Source organism: Pseudomonas yangonensis, from assembly GCF_009932725.1.
GTDB lineage: Bacteria > Pseudomonadota > Gammaproteobacteria > Pseudomonadales > Pseudomonadaceae > Aquipseudomonas > Aquipseudomonas yangonensis.
Genome location: NZ_BLJU01000006.1, coordinates 81,867 through 99,806 on the forward strand (window position 1 = coordinate 81,867; position 17,940 = coordinate 99,806).

A 17,940-nucleotide genomic window follows, 5' to 3' on the forward strand; every position below is an offset into this window, starting at 1 on the left:
GGAAAAAGGGAAGATTTTTATAGCGAAAGGGGCAAAGAGATGAACGCTTTGCTACCTATTGAGGAGGTTCGGGCCGGCGCACCGGCCGGCCCGAGGGTACAAGGTCAGAGTGCGGTTTGCCGCTTGGGTGGCAACAGGTAGGCGAGGGCGATGGCCAGCACCGGCATGATCAGGTTGAAGAAGCAGTACGGCAGGTAGCTCAGCGTGGCCACGCCCAGGGTGGCGGCCATGTAGGCGCCGCAGGTGTTCCAGGGCACCAGTACCGAGGTCAGGGTGCCGCCGTCTTCCAGTGCGCGCGACAGGCTGGTCGGCGCCAGGCCGCGATTCTCGTACTCGGCGCGATACATACGGCCCGGCAGAACCAGGGCGATGTATTGATCGGCGGTGATGATGTTGGCGCCGATGGTGGTGGTGATGGTGCTGGCAACCAGGCCGCTGTCACTGCGCACCATGCGCAGCGCGCTCTGCAACAGGCGTTGCAGCAGGCCGAGGCGCTCCAGCACGCCGCCGAAGCACATGGCGCAGATGATCAGCCACACGGTGGTGAGCATGCTGCCCATGCCGCCCTTGGACAGCAGGCCATCGAGTTCGGCGTTGCCGCTGGCCGACTCGTAGCCGGCGAACAGCGCACTCCAGACGGTTTTCAACGGGGCCAGGGCGCCAGCTTGTGGGTCAGCCAGGCGCGCCATCACCTCCGGCTGAAACGCCACGGCGAATACCGCGCCGAGCAGGGCGGCGAGAAATACTGCAGGGAAGGCGGCCCACTGGCGCACCGCGAGCAGCAGCAGGAAGGCCACCGGCAGCAGCAGATGCCAGCCCAGGCGGAACTGTGCTTCCAGGGCCGCCAGTACCTCGGCGATACGCCCGGTATCGTGGCTCGCGCCGGCCTGCTGGCCAAGTACGAAGAAGATCACCAGTGCGATCAGCAGCGCCGGCGTGGTGGTACGCAGCATATTGCGGATATGCGCGAACAGGTCGGCGCCGGCAGACGCCGGAGCCAGATTGGTGGTGTCCGACAGCGGCGACAACTTGTCGCCGAAGTAAGCGCCGGAAATGATCGCCCCGGCGGTGATCGCCGGATCCAGACCCAGGCCCGCCGCCACGCCCATCAGGCCGATGCCGAGGGTGCCGGCCACCGTCCACGAGCTGCCGATCGACAGCGCGGTGAGTGCGCAGATCAGGCAGCTGGTGACGTAGAAATACTCGGCGCTGATCAGTTTCAGGCCCAGCCAGATCATGGTCGGCACGGTGCCGGCGAGAATCCAGGCACCGATCAACGCACCGACCGCCAGCAGGATCAGGTTGGCCTTCATGGCCATATGGATGCCGGCGAGTATGCCTTCCTCGATCTCGGCCCAGCGCAGGCCGTTCTTCAGCCCGACCAGGCCGGCGACGAAGGCGGCGCTCATCAGGGCGATCTGGTTCGGGCCACTGGAGGAGCCATCGCCGAACAGGTAGACGGAGAGGCTGAGGAGCACGACCAGCACGCCAATCGGCAGCAGCGCGTCGAGCAGGGAAGGGGAGCGGGTGGTCATGGGGAATACCGGAAAATCAGATGAACCGTGGGAGGGGCTTCAGCCGCGACTTTGCGGTTGAAGCTCGCGGCTGAAGCCCCTCCCACAAAAAAACAAAACCCGCGCCGGTCAGGACGCGGGTCTTTCTGTGGCGCGCTGTGATCAGAGAGCCGCGATCTTGCCGCGCTGCTCGACCATCTTGCTCAGGGCCTGCTCGGCCTCGGCCAGCTTGGCGCGTTCCTTCTCCAGCACTTCGGCCGGGGCCTTGGCGACGAAGCCTTCATTGGCCAGCTTGCCGCCGACGCGCTTGACCTCGCCATCGAGGCGGGCGATCTCCTTGTCCAGGCGCGCCAGTTCGGCGTCCTTGTCAATCAGCCCGGCCATCGGCACCAGCACCTCCATCTCACCGACCAGGGTGGTGGCGGACATCGGCGCTTCCTCACCGGCAGCCAGCACGCGTACCGATTCGAGCTTGGCCAGCTTGTTCAGCAGCGGCTCGAAGTCGGCCAGGCGACGCTGATCCTCGGCACTGGCGTTGGCGACGATGATGTCGATGCGCTTGGCCATGGAGATCTTCATCTCGCCACGGATCTGCCGTACGCCGAGCATCAGCTGCTTGACCCACTCGATGTCGCCCTCGGCGGCGGCGTCGATGCGGCTTTCATTGGCCACCGGCCAGGGTTGCAGCATCAGGGTGTCGCCCTGCACGCCGGCCTGGCCCTTGATGCGCTGCCAGATTTCTTCGGTGATGAAGGGCATGAACGGGTGAGCCAGGCGCAGGATGACTTCCAGCACCCGTACCAGGGTGCGACGGGTGCCGCGCTGGCGCTCGATCGGCGCGTTTTCGTCCCACAGCACCGGCTTGACCAGCTCCAGGTACCAGGCGCAGTACTGATCCCAGACGAACTCGTAGAGCGCCTGGGTGGCCAGGTCGAAGCGGAAGGCGTCGAGCTGGCGGGTGACCTCGGCCTCGGTGCGCTGCAGCTGGCTGATGATCCAGCGGTCCACCGAGGACAGCTCGACTTCTTCGCCCTTCACGCCGGTGTCCTGGCCATCGGTGTTCTCGATGACGAAGTTGGCGGCGTTCCACAGCTTGTTGCAGAAGTTGCGGTAACCCTCGACGCGGCCCATGTCGAACTTCACGTCGCGGCCGGTGGTGGCCAGCGAGCAGAAGGTGAAGCGCAGCGCGTCGGTGCCGTAGCTGGCGATGCCCTCGGGGAACTCGGCCTTGGTCTGCTTGGCGATCTTCTCGGCCAGTTTGGGCTGCATCATGCCGCTGGTGCGTTTTTCCAGCAGCGCGTCCAGGGTGATGCCGTCGACGATATCCAGCGGGTCGAGCACGTTGCCCTTGGACTTGGACATCTTCTGGCCCTGGCCGTCGCGCACCAGGCCATGCACGTAGACGGTCTTGAACGGAATCTGCCCGGTCAGGTGAGTCGACAGCATGATCATCCGCGCGACCCAGAAGAAGATGATGTCGAAGCCGGTGACCAGCACGTCGGTGGGGTGGAAGGTCTTGAGGAAATCGGTCTGCTCGGGCCAGCCGAGGGTGGAGAAGGTCCACAGGCCGGAGCTGAACCAGGTGTCCAGCACGTCTTCGTCCTGGCGCAGGGCGACACCTTCGAGGTTGTGCTTGGCGCGCACTTCCGCTTCGTCACGGCCGACATAGACGTTGCCCGCCTCGTCGTACCAGGCCGGGATGCGGTGGCCCCACCACAGCTGGCGGCTGATGCACCAATCCTGAATGTCACGCATCCAGCTGAAGTACATGTTCTCGTACTGCTTGGGCACGAACTGGATCTCGCCGCTCTCGACCACGGCGATGGCTTTCTCGGCCAGCGGCTTGGTGGAGACGTACCACTGGTCGGTCAGCCAGGGTTCGATCACGGTGCCGGAACGGTCGCCCTTCGGCACCTTCAGCGCGTGATCTTCGATCTTTTCCAGCAGGCCGGCAGCCTCGAAGGCGGCAACGATCTGCTTGCGCGCCTCGAAGCGATCCAGCCCGGCGAACTGCGCCGGAATGCTCGCCTCGATCTGCTCGTTGACGCTGCCGTCGAGGTTGAACACCTGGGCAGTGGCCAGCACCGCGGCGTTCTTGTCGAAGATGTTGATCAGCGGCAGGTCGTGGCGCTTGCCCACTTCGTAGTCGTTGAAGTCGTGCGCCGGGGTGATCTTCACGCAGCCGGTGCCGAACTCGGGGTCGCAGTAGTCGTCGGCGATGATCGGGATGCGCCGGCCCAGCAGCGGCAGTTCGACGTAGCTGCCGATCAGCGCCTTGTAGCGCTCGTCTTCCGGGTGCACGGCCACGGCGCTGTCGCCGAGCATGGTTTCCGGGCGGGTGGTGGCGACGATCAGGTAGTCGTTGCCTTCGGCGGTCTTCTTGCCGTCGGCCAGCGGGTAGCGCAGGTTCCACAGCGAGCCTTTCTCGTCGTGGCTCTCGACCTCCAGATCAGAGATGGCGGTGTGGAACTTGGTGTCCCAGTTGACCAGGCGCTTGCCGCGGTAGATCAGGCCGTCTTCATGCAGGCGTACGAAGGCTTCCTTGACCGCTTCGGACAGGCCGTCGTCCATGGTGAAGCGCTCGCGCGACCAGTCCACCGAGCTGCCCAGGCGGCGGATCTGCCGGGTAATGGTGCCGCCGGACTGGTTCTTCCACTCCCAGACCTTCTCCAGAAACTTCTCGCGGCCCAGGTCGTGACGACCGATACCCTGTGCGGCGAGCTGACGCTCCACCACCATCTGGGTGGCGATACCGGCGTGGTCGGTGCCCGGCTGCCACAGAGTGTTGCGGCCCTGCATGCGGCGGAAGCGGATCAGCGCATCCATGATCGCGTTGTTGAAGCCGTGACCCATGTGCAGGCTGCCGGTGACGTTCGGCGGCGGGATCATGATGGTGTAAGGCTCACCGCTACCTTGTGGGGCGAAGTAGTTGTTCTGCTCCCAGGTCTGGTACCAGTTGGATTCGATGGCGTGCGGCTGGTAGGTCTTGTCCATGCGCGGCGGGACCCTTGTGACGGCTGATCGGAAAAGCCGGCAAGTATAACGGGGATGGAGCTTGCGGCGTAAGGGCTGCGCGTCAGAGGGCGATGGCGCGGCGCTGGGTGCAGACGCGCCGCGTGGGTTGGCGCGCGTCAGGGTTTGCGCGGCGGCAGCAGGCGCGGCAGGCGGGCTTCGAGGCGGCGTTTGAGTTCGGCCTCGATCTGCGGCACGAAGTCATCGATCACATCCTGCAGGATCAGTTGCGCCGCTGCGCGCAGTTCTCCATTGAGGTGCTGCAGCTCGCGTGCGCTGTCATGCAGGCGCGGCTCGATACGCTCGCGCAGCGGGCTCGCGGACGGAGCCGTGCTGGCTGCGGGTGCCGTCGGTCCGGGAGCCTGCGAGGTCCTGGCAGCCTGCGTGGCGTGGAAGGGCGGTGGTGGGCCGGGCGGCGCGCTGACGATGTCGGACAGCACCGGAATGCTGTCCGGGTCGAGCGAGTCGATCAGCAGCGGCGGTTCGGAACTGTCGTCACCCAGCAGCTCGCGAATCGACTCCAGGTCGTGCAGCAACTGAGCAGGTTTTTGCGGAGGCTTGGGAGTGTCCATGGCGGTCGGTGCGGCGGGCAAAAGGGCAGAAGTAGCCTGAATTGTGAGCGCCGACGGCCACTAAAGTTCGACGCGCTGCGGATCATACCCGCGCTGGCGGTAAGTGCGGAAATTCTCGCGACAGGCGCTGAGTAACTCGGGTTGCTGGTTGACGATCTCGATGATGCGGGAGAAGCGCTCGACGTGTGGCGACAGGCTGCTGCCGAGGTTGATCAATACCCCTTGATCGGCGCTCGGGGCTTCGTCGATGCCCAGCACCACGGGCGACAGCGGTGCATCCTGGTGCAGATCGTGGGGCACGAAACGCTCGCCCTTGAAGCTCCAGAGCAGTTCATCGAGCTCGCCACACTGGGTCTCGTCACTGGCGCGTACGAACACCGGCAAACCAGCGTTCCAGGCCTTGAGCGCCAGTTGGCAGGCGGCGCGCAGGCGCCCCAGGGCGTCAGCGGAAGAGAGGACGTAGAACTCGATTCTGGGCATCAGGGGTTTCAATAGGTCAGGGAGTGATGGCTGGATGCTGTAGGAGCGGATTCATCCGCGATAACTCGCGAATTATCGCGGCTGAAGCCGCTCCTACACAGGCATGGCCCGGATGCCGGATCAGGCTTTAGCGCGATCCAGCAGGTACTGGGTCAGCAGCGGGACCGGCCGGCCACTGCCACCTTTGTCCTTGCCGCCGCTGATCCAGGCGGTGCCGGCGACGTCCAGGTGCGCCCAGTGGAAGTTCTTGGCGAAGCGCGACAGGAAGCAGCCGGCGGTGATGGTGCCGGCCTTTGGCCCGCCGATGTTGGCGATGTCGGCGAAGGGGCTGTCCAGCTGTTCCTGGTACTCGTCGTACAGCGGCAGTTGCCAGGCACGGTCGTCGGCGGTTTCGCCGGCCTTGAGGATCTGCTTGATCAGCGTGTCGTTGTTGCCCATCAGGCCGGAGACGTTGCTGCCCAGGGCGACAATACAGGCACCGGTGAGGGTGGCCACGTCGATCACTGCCTGCGGTTTGAAACGCTCGGCGTAGGTCAGGGTGTCGCACAGCACCAGACGGCCTTCGGCGTCGGTGTTGAGAATCTCCACGGTCTGCCCACTCATGGTGGTGACGATGTCACCCGGGCGGGTGGCGCGGCCGCTGGGCATGTTCTCGGCGCAGGCCAGCAGACACACCAGGTTGATCGGCAGCTGCAGTTCGAGCACGGCCTTGAGGGTGCCGAACACGCTAGCGGCACCGCACATGTCGTACTTCATCTCGTCCATGCCGGCAGCAGGCTTGATGCTGATACCGCCGGTGTCGAAGGTGATGCCCTTGCCGACCAGGGCGAAGGGTTTATCGTCCTTCTTGCCGCCCTGGTAGTGCATGACGATCATCCGCGGCGGCTGCTCGCTGCCCTGAGCCACGGCGAGGAAAGCCCCGGCGCCAAGCTCCTTGAGCTTCTTCTCGTCAAGAATGTCGACCTTGAGGTTCTTGTGCGCCTTGCCCAGGGCTCTGGCCTCGTCCGCCAGATAGCTGGGGTGGCAGAGGTTCGGCGGCAGGTTGCCCAGATCCTTGGTGAAGGCGACGCCCGTAGCGATGGCACGTGCATGCTGCAGAGCGCGCTCGGCATCGGCCAGCTCCGCTTTGTCGACGGCCAGGGTGATCTTCTTCAGCGCGCGCGGATCGGCCTTCTGGCTCTTGAACTGCTCGAACAGGTAGGTGCCGTCGGCCAGGGTTTCAACGATCAGGCGGGTCTTGCCGTAGGCGTCACGGCCCTTGACCTTGAGTTCACCCAGGGCGAGCAGCGCGTCGCTGCCGCCCAGGCCCTTGAGCACGCCGTGCACGCTTGCAACCAACTTGCGCAGTTGGCGGTCGGATAGGTCGCCCTTGCCGCAGCCCACCAGCAGCACACGTTCTGCCTTGAGTCCCGGCAGGCTGTGCAGCAGCAGGGTCTGACCCGGCTTGCCGGCAATGTCACCACGTTTGAGCACCGCGCTCAATGCGCCATTGCTGGCCTGGTCCACGGCCTTGGCCGCAATGCCGAGCTTGCGGCCCTCACCGATGGCGACCACCAGGGTGGCGGTTTTCAGGGTTTCCGGACGGGTGCTTTTGACGAGGAATTCCATAGTGAGCTGTCCCCAAGACAAAGAGTCGGGTTTGACGGATAATGGCCGCCATTTTTCGAGGGTCCACCCTAGGGTGGGCCGGCAAGTAGGTGCGGCTAGTTTGAGCGCTCGCGCCTGAGCCTGACAACCCTGGAGCGTCCGGTTTGATCGTCTTCCGTTATCTGTCCCGCGAAGTGCTGGTGACCCTCAGTGCGGTGAGTGCCGTACTGCTGGTGATCATCATGAGCGGTCGTTTCATCAAGTATCTGGCCCAGGCGGCGCAGGGCGTGCTCGACCCAGGTGTGCTGTTTCTGATCATGGGCTACCGGATTCCCGGTTTCCTGCAGCTGATCCTGCCGCTGGGCCTGTTCCTCGGTTTCCTGCTGGCCTACGGGCGCCTGTATCTGGACAGCGAGATGACCGTGCTCTCGGCCACTGGTGTTAGTCAGCAGCGCCTGACGGCCTACAGTATGGCGCCGGCATTGGTCATCGCATTGCTGGTGGGTTGGCTGAGCCTGGGGCTGGCGCCGCAAGGCGTGGCCGGTGTAGCGCGCATCCTCAACGAGCAGGATGCGCTGACCGAGCTCGATACCCTGGTGCCCGGGCGTTTCCAGTCGCTGCGCGATGGTTCGCGCGTGACTTATTCGCAGGAGCTATCGGCGGATCGCAGCGAGTTGCGTGGTGTGTTCATGTCGGAGAAGCGCTTCTCCAGCGATGGCGCGTCCGAGCGTGGCATCACCGTGCTGGTGGCCGAGAGCGGGCGCCAGGAAATCCAGGAAGATGGCAGCCGCTATCTGATTCTGGAAAATGGCTACCGCTATGACGGCGAGCCGGGCGAGGCGGATTATCGCGCCATCCAGTACGACACCTACGGCGTGCTGCTGCCCAAACCGGAGGTGGCCATCGAAGCCAGTGAGCGCGAGGCGACGCCGACCCGTGAGCTGCTGGGCAGCAGCGACCCGCGCATGCAGGCCGAGCTGCAGTGGCGTCTATCGCTGCCCTTGCTGGTATTCATCGTCACCTTGCTGGCCGTGCCGCTGTCGAAGGTCAACCCGCGTCAGGGGCGCTTCCTCAAGCTGTTGCCGGCGATCTTCCTTTATATGGCTTATCTGGGGCTGCTGATCGCCGCGCGTGGCGCACTGGACAAGGGGCGTTTGCCCGCCGCGTTGGGGTTGTGGTGGGTACACGGCATTTTCCTCGCCATCGGCCTTGCGTTGCTGTACTGGGAGCGTCTGAGTCTGTGGTGGGCCAGCCGTCGTGCGTCGGAGGTGGCTCATGGCTAAGCTGGATCGCTACATCGGCGCCCAGGTGTTCTATGCCATTCTGGCGGTGCTGGGCGTCATCCTGGGCCTGGCGCTGCTGTTCGCCTTCATCGACGAGTTGGGCGACCTGAACAAGGGCGACTACGGTCTTGCCCAGGCGCTCTGGTACGTATTGCTGACGGCGCCGCGCCGCGCCTACGAGATGCTGCCGATGGCGGCGCTGATCGGCTGCCTGATCGGTCTCGGCACCCTGGCCAGCAACAGCGAGCTGACCATCATGCGCGCCGCTGGCGTGTCCATCGGGCGTATCGTCTGGGCGGTGATGAAACCCATGCTGGTGCTGATGCTGGCCGGCATTCTGATCGGCGAGTACGTTGCGCCGCTGACCGAGAACCAGGCCCAGGCCGACCGTGCGCTGGCGCAGGGCGGCGGTGCAGCGCAGAGTTCCAAGCGCGGCATGTGGCATCGTCAGGGGCAGGAGTACGTGCATATCAACGCCGTACAGCCAGGCGGTGTTCTGCTGGGGGTCACGCGCTACCGTTTCGACGGCGAGCGTCGCCTGCTTTCGGCCAGTTTCGCTCGTCGTGCCGAGTACCGCGACAATCACTGGATGCTGAGCAACGTGCAGACCACGCTGCTGCATGAAGACCGGTCCGAGGTGGTCAATCAGCGTGAGGAGCGCTGGGACATCGAACTCAATCCGGAGCTGCTCGGCACTGTGGTGATGGAGCCCGAGGCGCTGTCGGTGACCGGGCTGTGGCAGTACATCCACTATCTGGGTGAGCAGGGGTTGAACAACGCCCGCTACTGGCTGGCGTTCTGGACCAAGGTGTTGCAGCCGCTGGTGACCGCTGCCCTGGTGCTGATGGCGATCTCCTTCATCTTCGGCCCGCTGCGCTCGGTGACCCTGGGGCAGCGCGTGTTCACCGGTGTATTGGTCGGCTTCATTTTCCGTATCGCCCAGGACCTGCTGGGACCGTCCAGTCTGGTGTTCGGCTTTTCGCCGCTGCTGGCGGTGCTGGTGCCGGCTGGCATCTGCGCGCTGGCCGGCTTCTGGCTGCTACGGCGTGCCGGCTGAGCAAGATGTTGCGCCTATGAAAAAGCCGGTTCGATGAGCCGGCTTTTTTGCATCTGCCGCGCGTTACTTCTTGTGGATGTTCTTCGGTAGTTGCACCACGCGGCTGTCGGAATAGATGTCATGCCAGGTACGGCCCTGCTTGTCCCACAGCAGCCAGAGAAATCCCAGGCCGGCGAACAGCCAGGAACCGATGGCGACCACGAAGCGCAGCAAGGCCTGCCACAGATCGATGGCGCTGCCGTCGGCGTTCTGAATGCGCAATCCCCAGGCCTGCATGCCCAGCGTCTGGCCGTTATGCGTCCAGAACTTGGCGAAGAAGGCGAACAGCGACAGCAGCACCAGGCTGGCGAGAATCGGGTCATGGTCCAGGGCGCCGGCTTCGGCCATCGCCAGCAGCGTATCGCCGCCATGAATCAGGCGCAGAATGCCCTGCTGGTAGATCAGGGTGACGACCATGATCAGTGCCACGCAGAGCAGGAAATCGTAGAAGAGGGCCGCCAGGCGACGAATCAGCCCGGCTGTGGGGAAGTCTCCCTGCGGGCGTAGCTGGTGTTTCGGCATGATGGGCTCGCTGTGACGAAAGTGCGCGCCATTCTAACCGTGACTTTTCCTCAGGCATAAAAAAACCCCTGATCGAGATCAGGGGTTCTTCAAAGCAGCGGCAATCAGCCCAGGATCTGAACCTGGTCGGCCTGCATGCCTTTTTGACCTTGCACAGCGATGAAGCTGACTTTCTGGCCTTCTTTCAGGCTCTTGAAGCCGTTACCTTCGATCGCGCGGAAGTGCACGAACAGATCCGGACCGCTTTCGGGAGTGATAAAACCAAAACCTTTCTCGTCGTTAAACCACTTGACGGTACCGTTCTGACGATTCGACATGTCTTTTTCCTTGAAACTAGAGTTGATGACAGCCTCCAAATAATAGAGGGCTGAGACTGGTTGCAAGGAGTAATAGAAGTCGAGCGGGATGTAGCGGATCTAGATGATCTGCTGCACCAGAGTCACGATTCACAGCGACCCATGCAAACAGTTCGATCACTCTACGCTAACTTTTGCGCAATTGCCAACCCCCGCCAGCAAGGTCGCCAGCCAGGTTTTACGGGGCCTGCCGCGGTGCCGGAAAAGTGTGTCGGCAACATGCAATTGCAACAATTGCCCAAGTTGCTAATGCCAATACGAAAAAGCCCGCAAGACCAATGTCTTGCGGGCTTCGAATCGTGGTGCCCCGGGGGAGACTCGAACTCCCACTCCTTTCGAAAACGGATTTTGAATCCGCCGCGTCTACCGATTCCGCCACCGGGGCATGATGGCGGCGCAGTATAGGGATGCACCTTGCGCCGGTCAATCGGCGACAGTGCCGTAAACGGCTATCGGCGCGTTCCTGTACTAACGGCCAATGGCAGCGATGATGGCATCGGGCTTTTATATCGCGGTTGCGGCTAGAATCGCGGCTGTCATCTGGATTGCCGAATATGGCGCTTATATAAATGCCCCGGGGTGATGCGGTCATGGGGAAAGGTGTGATCAATGGGTTATGCCGGGCGCTCGTTGCCGGCCTGCTACTTGTGCCGGTCGCTCGGGCCGAGACCTTGACCTATGCCGTTACCGACGAAAGCTGGGCGCCCTACTGGATAGTCGAGGAGGCGCGCGTCGGCGGCATCCTCCATGAGTTCATGCGTGCTCTGGATGAGCGCTTGCCGGAGCAGTTGCACGCCAGTCATCCATTGCCGCCGTTACGCACGCAGAAGCTTTTCCGCGAGGGGCAGTTGCAGATCGAGTGTTGCGTCAGCAAGAGCTGGCGCGGTGAGGCGGAGCAAGCGCAGGTCTCGTCGTGGACGGTACCGGTGCTGGAAACCGAGGAGATGCTGATCTTCCCGCCGGGCCGGGCATTTCCCTACAGCCGTATCGAGGATTTGCGCGGTCGTGCCATCGCCACGGTGCGTGGCTATGGCTATGCCGGTAGCGAGCACTTTCAGCGCAACGATGGTGCCGATGTGCGGGCGCTGATCTACAGCGTCGCTCAGGGGCGCAGTGAGGCTGGCATCCTCGATCGCCGCGAGTGGCGTTATCTGCAGCTTGTGGACGAGCAACTTCGGGCCCCTAGCTGGCAGGTGGAGGAAGGCCCGACGATCCATCGCTCTCAGTTGCGTTTGCGGTTGCATCGAGATCAATTGGGGCGGCTGGAGGCGTTCAACGTCGCCATTCGCTCGTTGCGAAGAGATGGCACGCTGGCGCGTATCGTCGCCAAGTATGCGCCGCAGGCTCACGTGGTCGGACCAGGGGAAATCCGGTAAGCTTTGCCGCCCTGCAAAAATACCCCTCCGAATCGAATCATGCGTGTTGCCGATTTCCACTTCGATCTTCCCGAGTCGCTGATCGCCCGTCATCCCCTGGCCGAGCGCCGGGCCAGTCGTCTTTTGCAGCTGGACGGGCCAAGCGGGGCGCTGCGTCATGGCCAGTTCACCGATGTGCTGGAGCAACTGCGCCCCGGTGACCTGATGGTGTTCAACAACACCCGGGTGATTCCGGCGCGGCTGTTCGGCCAGAAGGCGTCCGGCGGCAAGCTGGAAGTGCTGGTGGAGCGCGTGCTCGATCAGCACCGGGTACTGGCTCATGTGCGCTCGAGCAAATCGCCCAAGCCGGGCTCGCAGATTCTTATCGAGGGCGGTGGCGAAGCCGAGATGGTCGCGCGCCACGATGCCCTGTTCGAGCTACGCTTCGCCGAACCGGTGCTGCCGCTGCTGGAGCGGGTCGGGCATATGCCGCTGCCGCCTTATATAGACAGACCGGATGACGAGGCCGACCGCGAGCGTTATCAGACCGTCTACGCCGAAAAGGCGGGCGCGGTAGCGGCCCCCACCGCCGGTCTGCACTTCGATGACGAGCTGCTCGCGGCGATCCGCGCCAAAGGTGTGGAAACTGCGTTCGTGACGCTTCATGTCGGTGCCGGCACCTTCCAGCCGGTGCGGGTCGAGCGCATCGAAGACCACCACATGCACAGCGAGTGGCTGGAGGTCAGCCAGGACGTGGTCGATGCCGTGGCGGCCTGTCGCGCCCGTGGCGGTCGTGTGGTCGCCGTTGGCACCACCAGCGTGCGCTCCCTGGAAACCGCGGCGCAGAGTGGCGAGTTGAAGCCGTTCAGCGGCGATACCGACATCTTCATCTACCCGGGCCGACCCTTCCATGTGGTCGACGCCCTGGTTACCAACTTCCACCTGCCCGAGTCGACCCTGCTGATGCTGGTGTCGGCCTTCGCCGGCTACGCCGAGACCATGGCCGCCTATCGCGCGGCGGTGGAGCAGGGCTATCGCTTCTTCAGTTACGGTGATGCCATGTTCATCACCCGCAACCCCGCCGCGCGCGGGCCCGAGGTTTGAGTATGTCGCGCACCTGTCGCATGTCCTTCGAGTTGCTGGCTACCGACGGCAAGGCCCGTCGCGGCCGCCTGACCTTCCCGCGTGGCGTGGTGGAAACGCCGGCCTTCATGCCGGTGGGCACCTACGGCACGGTCAAGGGCATGTTGCCGCGCGATGTCGAAGACATCGGCGCGCAGATCATCCTCGGCAACACCTTCCACCTGTGGCTGCGGCCGGGCATGGAGGTGATCAGGAAACATGGCGACCTGCATGACTTCATGCAGTGGCAGGGGCCGATTCTCACCGACTCCGGCGGTTTCCAGGTGTTCAGCCTGGGGGCGATGCGTAAGATCAAGGAAGAGGGTGTGTACTTCGCCTCGCCGGTAGACGGCGCCAAGGTGTTCATGGGCCCGGAAGAATCGATGCAGGTGCAGCGTGACCTGGGCTCGGACATCGTGATGATCTTCGACGAATGCACGCCGTACCCGGCCGAGTTCGATGTGGCCAAGCGCTCTATGGAGCTGTCTTTGCGCTGGGCCAAGCGCTCCAAGACCGCCCATGGCGAGAGTACGGCGGCGCTGTTCGGTATCGTCCAGGGTGGCATGCACGAAGAGCTGCGCATGCGCTCGCTGGAGGGCTTGTGCGAGATCGGTTTCGACGGCCTGGCCATCGGCGGGTTGTCAGTCGGTGAGCCGAAGGAAGAGATGATCCGCGTGCTCGACTTCCTGCCGCCGCAGATGCCGGCCGACAAGCCGCGCTATCTGATGGGCGTGGGCAAGCCGGAAGACCTGGTCGAGGGCGTGCGCCGCGGCGTGGACATGTTCGACTGCGTGATGCCGACGCGTAATGCGCGCAACGGTCACCTGTTCGTCGATACCGGCGTGGTGAAGATCCGCAACGCGGTGCACAAGCTCGATGATTCGCCGCTGGACCCGACCTGCGACTGTTACACCTGCAAACACTTCTCGCGCGCTTACCTGCATCATCTGGACAAGTGCGGCGAAATGCTCGGTAGCATGCTCAATACCATCCATAACTTGCGGCATTATCAGCGGGTTATGGCTGGTTTGCGCGAGGCTATCGGACAGGGTACATTGGCCGCCTTTGTCGAAGCCTTCTATGCCAAACGCGGCCTTCCTGTGCCGCCTCTGGACTGATTTCCCGTACGTTTGAAGATCCTTTCCATTAGGAGTGTTACATGAGCTTTTTCATTCCCGCCGCCTACGCTGACACCGCGGCTGCCGGTCCTGCCGGCAGCGGTTTCGAGTGGGTTTTCCTGATCGGCTTCCTGGTCATCTTCTATCTGATGATCTGGCGTCCGCAGGCCAAGCGTGCCAAAGAGCACAAGAACCTGCTCGGCAGCCTGCAGAAGGGCGACGAAGTGGTCACCAGCGGTGGCATCGCTGGCAAGGTGTCCAAGGTTACCGACGATTTCGTGGTGATCGAGGTGTCCGACACTGTCGAGCTGAAGTTCCAGAAACAGGCCATCGCCGCCACCCTGCCCAAGGGCACGCTGAAAGCCATCTGATTCGGTTCTTTCTAGTTTTCATTCGACGGGGCGCTTTTAGCGCCCCGCGTCATAAGCGGGCGGCTCGTTCATGCTCAATAAATATCCTCTGTGGAAGTACCTGCTGATTCTGTCCGTACTGGCGATCGGCCTGGTCTACTCCATTCCCAATCTCTATCCAGATGATCCTGCCGTACAGATCAGCGGTGCCAGTTCGGCGCTGAGCATCGAGCAGACGGACGTCGACCGCGCCAGCAAGGCGCTGACCGATGCCGGCATTGCCGTCAAGGCTGCCAGCATCGACGAGCGTGGCCGTGGCGGCCTGATTCGTCTGACCAAGCAGGATGACCAGTTGCCGGCCAAGGACATCGTCCGCCGCACGCTGGGCGATGACTACGTAGTGGCGCTGAACCTGGCGCAAACCACCCCTGACTGGCTGCGCAGCCTGGGTGCGAGCCCGATGAAGCTCGGCCTGGACCTGTCCGGCGGTGTGCACTTCCTGCTGGAAGTCGACATGGACAAGGCGCTGGATGTGCGCCGCAAGGTCTACGAAGGCGAGATCAAGAGCCTGCTGCGCAAGGAGCGCGTACGCTACCGCAGCATGCCGGAAAGCAACGGTCGCATTCAGCTCGGCTTTGCCGACAGCGACACGCTGGAAAAAGCCCAGCGTCTGATCCGCAAGGATTACAACGATTTCGAGCTGACCACCGTCGAGCGCAATGGTCAGCAGATTCTGCAACTGGGTCTGACCCAGGCGAAGATTGCCGAGATTCGCGAATACTCCATTCGCCAGAACCTCACCACGGTACGTAACCGCGTCAACGAGCTTGGCGTGGCCGAGCCGCTGGTGCAGCGCCAGGGCGCCAACCGCATCGTGGTCGAGCTGCCGGGTGTGCAGGACACCGCCGAGGCCAAGCGTATCCTCGGCAAGACCGCCAACCTGGAGTTCCGTCTGCAGGCCGATCTCGATGCGCCGCGCGGTGCGACCGAGGCCTTTGGTTTCCGCGAGGAGGGCCGTCCGCCGGTGCAGCTCGAGCGTGAGCTGATCATCACCGGTGACCAGGTCACCGATGCGCAGGCCAGCTTCGACGAGAATGGCCGTCCGCAGGTGAACATTCGCCTCGACGGTCACGGTGGCGATCTGATGAACCGCGCTACGCGCAACAACGTCGGTCGCAGCATGGCGGTGATCTTCATCGAGCAGAAGCCGGTCACCCGCTACGTGCGGCAGACCGTCGACGGTGTCGAGCAGGAAGTCGCCGTTTCCTCGTTCGTCGAAGAGAAGAAAATCATCAGCCTGGCCACCATTCAGTCGGCACTGGGCAGCCAGTTCCGCATCACTGGCCTGAACGGCCAGGGTGAGTCCTCGGAACTGGCGCTGCTGCTGCGCGCCGGTGGCCTGGCGGCGCCGATGTACTTCGCCGAGGAACGCACCATCGGTCCGAGCCTGGGTGCCGAAAACATCGCCAAGGGTATCGCTTCGACCGAGTGGGCGATGCTCTTCGTGGCCGTCTTCATCATCGCCATCTATCGCTTCTTCGGGGTGCTGGCGACCGTTGCTCTGGCGTTCAATCTGGTGCTGCTGGTGGGCCTGATGTCGGCCATCGGCGCGACCCTGACCCTGCCAGGTATCGCCGGTATCGTGCTGACGCTGGGGATGGCGGTGGACGCCAACGTGCTGATCTTCTCGCGGATACGTGAAGAACTGGCCAATGGTTTGCCCGTGCAGCGCGCCTTGCATGAAGGCTTCGATCGTGCCTACTCGGCGATTCTCGACAGTAACCTGACCACCTTGCTGGTGGGCGGCATCCTGTTCGCCATGGGCACCGGACCGGTCAAAGGCTTCGCGGTGACCATGTCTCTGGGCATCATCACTTCGATGTTCACAGCCATCATGTTCACCCGAGGTCTGGTCAACCTGATCTTCGGTGGCCGCAACGTCAAGAAGCTGTGGATCTGAGGTGCAGCCATGATCAAATCAACCATTCGTTTCATGGCGATCCGCAATATCGCCTTCTCCATTACGGTCGTGCTGACGCTGATCGGTCTCGGGGCGCTGTTCACCAAGGGGCTTAATTTCGGCCTGGATTTCACTGGTGGCACCCTGATCGAGCTGCAGTACGAGCAGCCAGCCAATCTCGATCTGATCAAGACCGAGCTGGGCCAGGCGGGTTACAACGATGCCGTGGTGCAGAGTTTCGGCGCCAGCACCGATGTGCTGGTACGCCTGGCTGGCGACGATCCCGACCTCGGCAATCAGGTCGCAACTGCGCTGCGCAAAGTCGATGAGGCGATGCGCTTTGAGGTCAAGCGCGTCGAGTTCGTCGGCCCGCAGGTAGGTGAGGAGCTGCGTGACCAGGGCGGTATCGCCATGCTCCTGGCACTCGGCGGCATCCTGCTGTACCTGGCGTTCCGCTTCCAGTGGAAGTTCGGCGTTGGTGCCATCGCATCCTTGGTGCATGACGTGGTGATCACCCTGGGCGTGCTGGCATTCTTTCAGATTCCGTTCGATCTGACCGTGCTGGCTGCCATCCTGGCGATGATCGGCTACTCGCTCAACGACACCATCATCATCTACGACCGTATCCGTGAGAACTTCCGTGTGCTGCGCAAGACCTCGCTGATCGACAACGTAGACATTTCAATCACCCAGACCTTGCTGCGTACCATCGCTACATCGTTGTCCACCGCCCTGGCGTTGTTGGCACTGCTGTTCTTCGGTGGTGACGTGCTGGCAGCCTTCGCCCTGACCTTGCTGGTGGGTGTTGTGGTGGGAACCTACTCGTCGGTCTATATCGGCGCCACGGTGCTGGTATGGCTTAAGCTCAGCGTGGAGGATCTGATTCCTCCGGTGGCGGAAGCCGAGGCGGACGACGGTCGCCCCTGATGATGTGACCGGCTTCAAGAAAGTCAGCGAAAGCCGCGGCAAGACGAACTTGTCGCGGCTTTTTGCTGTCCTAGGCGAGGAGAAGGGCGCGAGTCGCCGAGCCTAGGAGACACATAAAATGAACAAGTCAATGTTGGTAGGTGCCGTACTGGGTGCTGTGGGTGTGACCGCTGGTGGTGCTGTGGCCACTTACAGTCTGGTTGATCGCGGTCCCGACTATGCCGAGGTGCTGGCGGTAACGCCGATCAACGAAACCGTGAAAACACCGCGTGAGGTGTGCAAGGACGTGACCGTTACCCGTCAGCGTCCGGTGCAGGATCAGCACCAGATCGCCGGCACTGCTATCGGCGCCATCGCCGGTGGTCTGCTGGGTAATCAGGTTGGCGGCGGCTCTGGCAAGAAGATCGCCACCGTGGCCGGCGCGGTCGGCGGTGGTTACGCCGGCAACAAGATTCAGGAAGGCATGCAGCAGCGTGACACCTACACCACCACTGAAACCCGCTGCAACACCGTGACCGATACCAGCGAGAAGCTGGTGGGCTACGACGTGAAGTATCAACTGGGCGAGAAGGTCGGCACCGTTCGCATGGACCGTGATCCGGGCAGCCGTATTCCGGTCAACAAGCAGGGCGAGCTGGTGCTGGTGCAGCAGACTCAGTGATAAATTCGAGTAATAAAAAAACGCC

16 protein-coding genes and 1 tRNA gene are annotated in these 17,940 nt (G+C 63.0%); 9 read left to right on the forward strand and 8 right to left on the reverse strand.

Annotated features, from left to right (window positions below; genetic code table 11):
• Positions 1 to 104 precede the first annotated feature (104 nt).
• The 5 genes from nhaC to GYB81_RS11360 all read right to left on the reverse strand — a co-directional run bounded on the left by nhaC (position 105) and on the right by GYB81_RS11360 (position 7,186).
• Entirely contained in the window at positions 105 to 1,535 is a 1,431-nt protein-coding gene (nhaC, locus tag GYB81_RS11340; protein ID WP_161867553.1) for a Na+/H+ antiporter NhaC, read from the reverse strand.
• Positions 1,536 to 1,676: 141 nt separating this feature from the next.
• The gene (locus GYB81_RS11345) at positions 1,677 to 4,508 is read right to left on the reverse strand and encodes a valine--tRNA ligase (protein WP_161867554.1); all 2,832 of its coding nucleotides are present in this window, start codon (positions 4,506 to 4,508) and stop codon (positions 1,677 to 1,679) included.
• 137 nt (positions 4,509 to 4,645) lie between these two features.
• Positions 4,646 to 5,098 carry a DNA polymerase III subunit chi gene (locus tag GYB81_RS11350; protein ID WP_161867555.1) on the reverse strand — a complete coding sequence of 151 codons (453 nt, stop codon included), beginning with the start codon at positions 5,096 to 5,098 and terminating at the stop codon, positions 4,646 to 4,648.
• A 60-nt stretch (positions 5,099 to 5,158) separates the two neighbouring features.
• The gene (locus GYB81_RS11355; protein WP_161867556.1) at positions 5,159 to 5,578 is read right to left on the reverse strand and encodes a DNA polymerase III subunit chi; all 420 of its coding nucleotides are present in this window, start codon (positions 5,576 to 5,578) and stop codon (positions 5,159 to 5,161) included.
• Positions 5,579 to 5,698: 120 nt separating this feature from the next.
• Positions 5,699 to 7,186 (reverse strand): leucyl aminopeptidase, encoded by a 1,488-nt coding sequence (locus GYB81_RS11360; protein ID WP_161867557.1) that lies wholly within the window; start codon positions 7,184 to 7,186, stop codon positions 5,699 to 5,701.
• A 143-nt stretch (positions 7,187 to 7,329) separates the two neighbouring features.
• On the opposite strand from GYB81_RS11360, the gene lptF reads away from it, so the two are divergent.
• A complete protein-coding gene (gene lptF, locus GYB81_RS11365) occupies positions 7,330 to 8,448 on the forward strand; it encodes an LPS export ABC transporter permease LptF (RefSeq protein ID WP_161867558.1) in 1,119 nt (372 codons plus the stop codon).
• Positions 8,441 to 9,505, forward strand: coding sequence for an LPS export ABC transporter permease LptG (lptG, locus tag GYB81_RS11370; RefSeq protein WP_161867559.1), 1,065 nt, complete (start codon positions 8,441 to 8,443; stop codon positions 9,503 to 9,505). The genes lptF and lptG overlap by 8 nt, the downstream gene beginning before the upstream one ends.
• 63 nt (positions 9,506 to 9,568) lie before the next feature.
• On the opposite strand, the gene GYB81_RS11375 is transcribed toward lptG, so the two are convergent.
• The 3 genes from GYB81_RS11375 to GYB81_RS11385 all read right to left on the reverse strand — a co-directional run bounded on the left by GYB81_RS11375 (position 9,569) and on the right by GYB81_RS11385 (position 10,807).
• Complete coding sequence (locus tag GYB81_RS11375) at positions 9,569 to 10,066, reverse strand: RDD family protein (RefSeq protein ID WP_161867560.1); 498 nt, start codon at positions 10,064 to 10,066, stop codon at positions 9,569 to 9,571.
• A 104-nt stretch (positions 10,067 to 10,170) separates the two neighbouring features.
• Positions 10,171 to 10,383, reverse strand: a complete 213-nt coding sequence (locus GYB81_RS11380; protein WP_003246255.1) for a cold-shock protein — start codon at positions 10,381 to 10,383, stop codon at positions 10,171 to 10,173.
• Positions 10,384 to 10,722: 339 nt separating this feature from the next.
• Positions 10,723 to 10,807, reverse strand: a tRNA-Leu gene (locus tag GYB81_RS11385).
• 205 nt (positions 10,808 to 11,012) lie between these two features.
• On the opposite strand from GYB81_RS11385, the gene GYB81_RS11390 reads away from it, so the two are divergent.
• The 7 genes from GYB81_RS11390 (at position 11,013) to GYB81_RS11420 (ending at position 17,915) form a co-directional block, all read left to right on the forward strand.
• On the forward strand, positions 11,013 to 11,798 hold the full coding sequence (locus GYB81_RS11390; RefSeq protein WP_161867561.1) for a substrate-binding periplasmic protein: 786 nt from the start codon (positions 11,013 to 11,015) through the stop codon (positions 11,796 to 11,798).
• 39 nt (positions 11,799 to 11,837) lie between these two features.
• Positions 11,838 to 12,881 (forward strand): tRNA preQ1(34) S-adenosylmethionine ribosyltransferase-isomerase QueA, encoded by a 1,044-nt coding sequence (queA, locus tag GYB81_RS11395; RefSeq protein ID WP_161867562.1) that lies wholly within the window; start codon positions 11,838 to 11,840, stop codon positions 12,879 to 12,881.
• A gap of 20 nt (positions 12,882 to 12,901) precedes the next feature.
• Positions 12,902 to 14,017 (forward strand): tRNA guanosine(34) transglycosylase Tgt, encoded by a 1,116-nt coding sequence (gene tgt, locus GYB81_RS11400; RefSeq protein WP_161867594.1) that lies wholly within the window; start codon positions 12,902 to 12,904, stop codon positions 14,015 to 14,017.
• A gap of 41 nt (positions 14,018 to 14,058) precedes the next feature.
• Positions 14,059 to 14,388: a preprotein translocase subunit YajC gene (gene yajC / locus GYB81_RS11405; protein ID WP_024309267.1), complete on the forward strand. Its 330-nt coding sequence runs from the start codon at positions 14,059 to 14,061 to the stop codon at positions 14,386 to 14,388.
• 70 nt (positions 14,389 to 14,458) lie between these two features.
• Positions 14,459 to 16,327 (forward strand): protein translocase subunit SecD, encoded by a 1,869-nt coding sequence (secD, locus tag GYB81_RS11410; RefSeq protein WP_161867563.1) that lies wholly within the window; start codon positions 14,459 to 14,461, stop codon positions 16,325 to 16,327.
• 9 nt (positions 16,328 to 16,336) lie between these two features.
• A complete protein-coding gene (secF, locus tag GYB81_RS11415) occupies positions 16,337 to 17,254 on the forward strand; it encodes a protein translocase subunit SecF (protein ID WP_161867564.1) in 918 nt (305 codons plus the stop codon).
• A 118-nt stretch (positions 17,255 to 17,372) separates the two neighbouring features.
• A complete protein-coding gene (locus GYB81_RS11420; RefSeq protein ID WP_161867565.1) occupies positions 17,373 to 17,915 on the forward strand; it encodes a glycine zipper 2TM domain-containing protein in 543 nt (180 codons plus the stop codon).
• Positions 17,916 to 17,940 lie beyond the last annotated feature (25 nt).

Excerpts from the sequence above, each read along its gene's own strand:
- nhaC (WP_161867553.1), bottom strand. The coding sequence starts at position 1,535 with ATGACCACCCGCTCCCCTTCCCTGCTCGACGCGCTGCTGCCGATTGGC.
- GYB81_RS11345 (WP_161867554.1), bottom strand. The coding sequence starts at position 4,508 with ATGGACAAGACCTACCAGCCGCACGCCATCGAATCCAACTGGTACCAG.
- GYB81_RS11350 (WP_161867555.1), bottom strand. The coding sequence starts at position 5,098 with ATGGACACTCCCAAGCCTCCGCAAAAACCTGCTCAGTTGCTGCACGAC.
- GYB81_RS11355 (WP_161867556.1), bottom strand. The coding sequence starts at position 5,578 with ATGCCCAGAATCGAGTTCTACGTCCTCTCTTCCGCTGACGCCCTGGGG.
- GYB81_RS11360 (WP_161867557.1), bottom strand. The coding sequence starts at position 7,186 with ATGGAATTCCTCGTCAAAAGCACCCGTCCGGAAACCCTGAAAACCGCC.
- lptG (WP_161867559.1), top strand. The coding sequence starts at position 8,441 with ATGGCTAAGCTGGATCGCTACATCGGCGCCCAGGTGTTCTATGCCATT.
- GYB81_RS11375 (WP_161867560.1), bottom strand. The coding sequence starts at position 10,066 with ATGCCGAAACACCAGCTACGCCCGCAGGGAGACTTCCCCACAGCCGGG.
- GYB81_RS11380 (WP_003246255.1), bottom strand. The coding sequence starts at position 10,383 with ATGTCGAATCGTCAGAACGGTACCGTCAAGTGGTTTAACGACGAGAAA.
- GYB81_RS11390 (WP_161867561.1), top strand. The coding sequence starts at position 11,013 with ATGGGGAAAGGTGTGATCAATGGGTTATGCCGGGCGCTCGTTGCCGGC.
- queA (WP_161867562.1), top strand. The coding sequence starts at position 11,838 with ATGCGTGTTGCCGATTTCCACTTCGATCTTCCCGAGTCGCTGATCGCC.
- tgt (WP_161867594.1), top strand. The coding sequence starts at position 12,902 with ATGTCCTTCGAGTTGCTGGCTACCGACGGCAAGGCCCGTCGCGGCCGC.
- yajC (WP_024309267.1), top strand. The coding sequence starts at position 14,059 with ATGAGCTTTTTCATTCCCGCCGCCTACGCTGACACCGCGGCTGCCGGT.
- secD (WP_161867563.1), top strand. The coding sequence starts at position 14,459 with ATGCTCAATAAATATCCTCTGTGGAAGTACCTGCTGATTCTGTCCGTA.
- secF (WP_161867564.1), top strand. The coding sequence starts at position 16,337 with ATGATCAAATCAACCATTCGTTTCATGGCGATCCGCAATATCGCCTTC.
- GYB81_RS11420 (WP_161867565.1), top strand. The coding sequence starts at position 17,373 with ATGAACAAGTCAATGTTGGTAGGTGCCGTACTGGGTGCTGTGGGTGTG.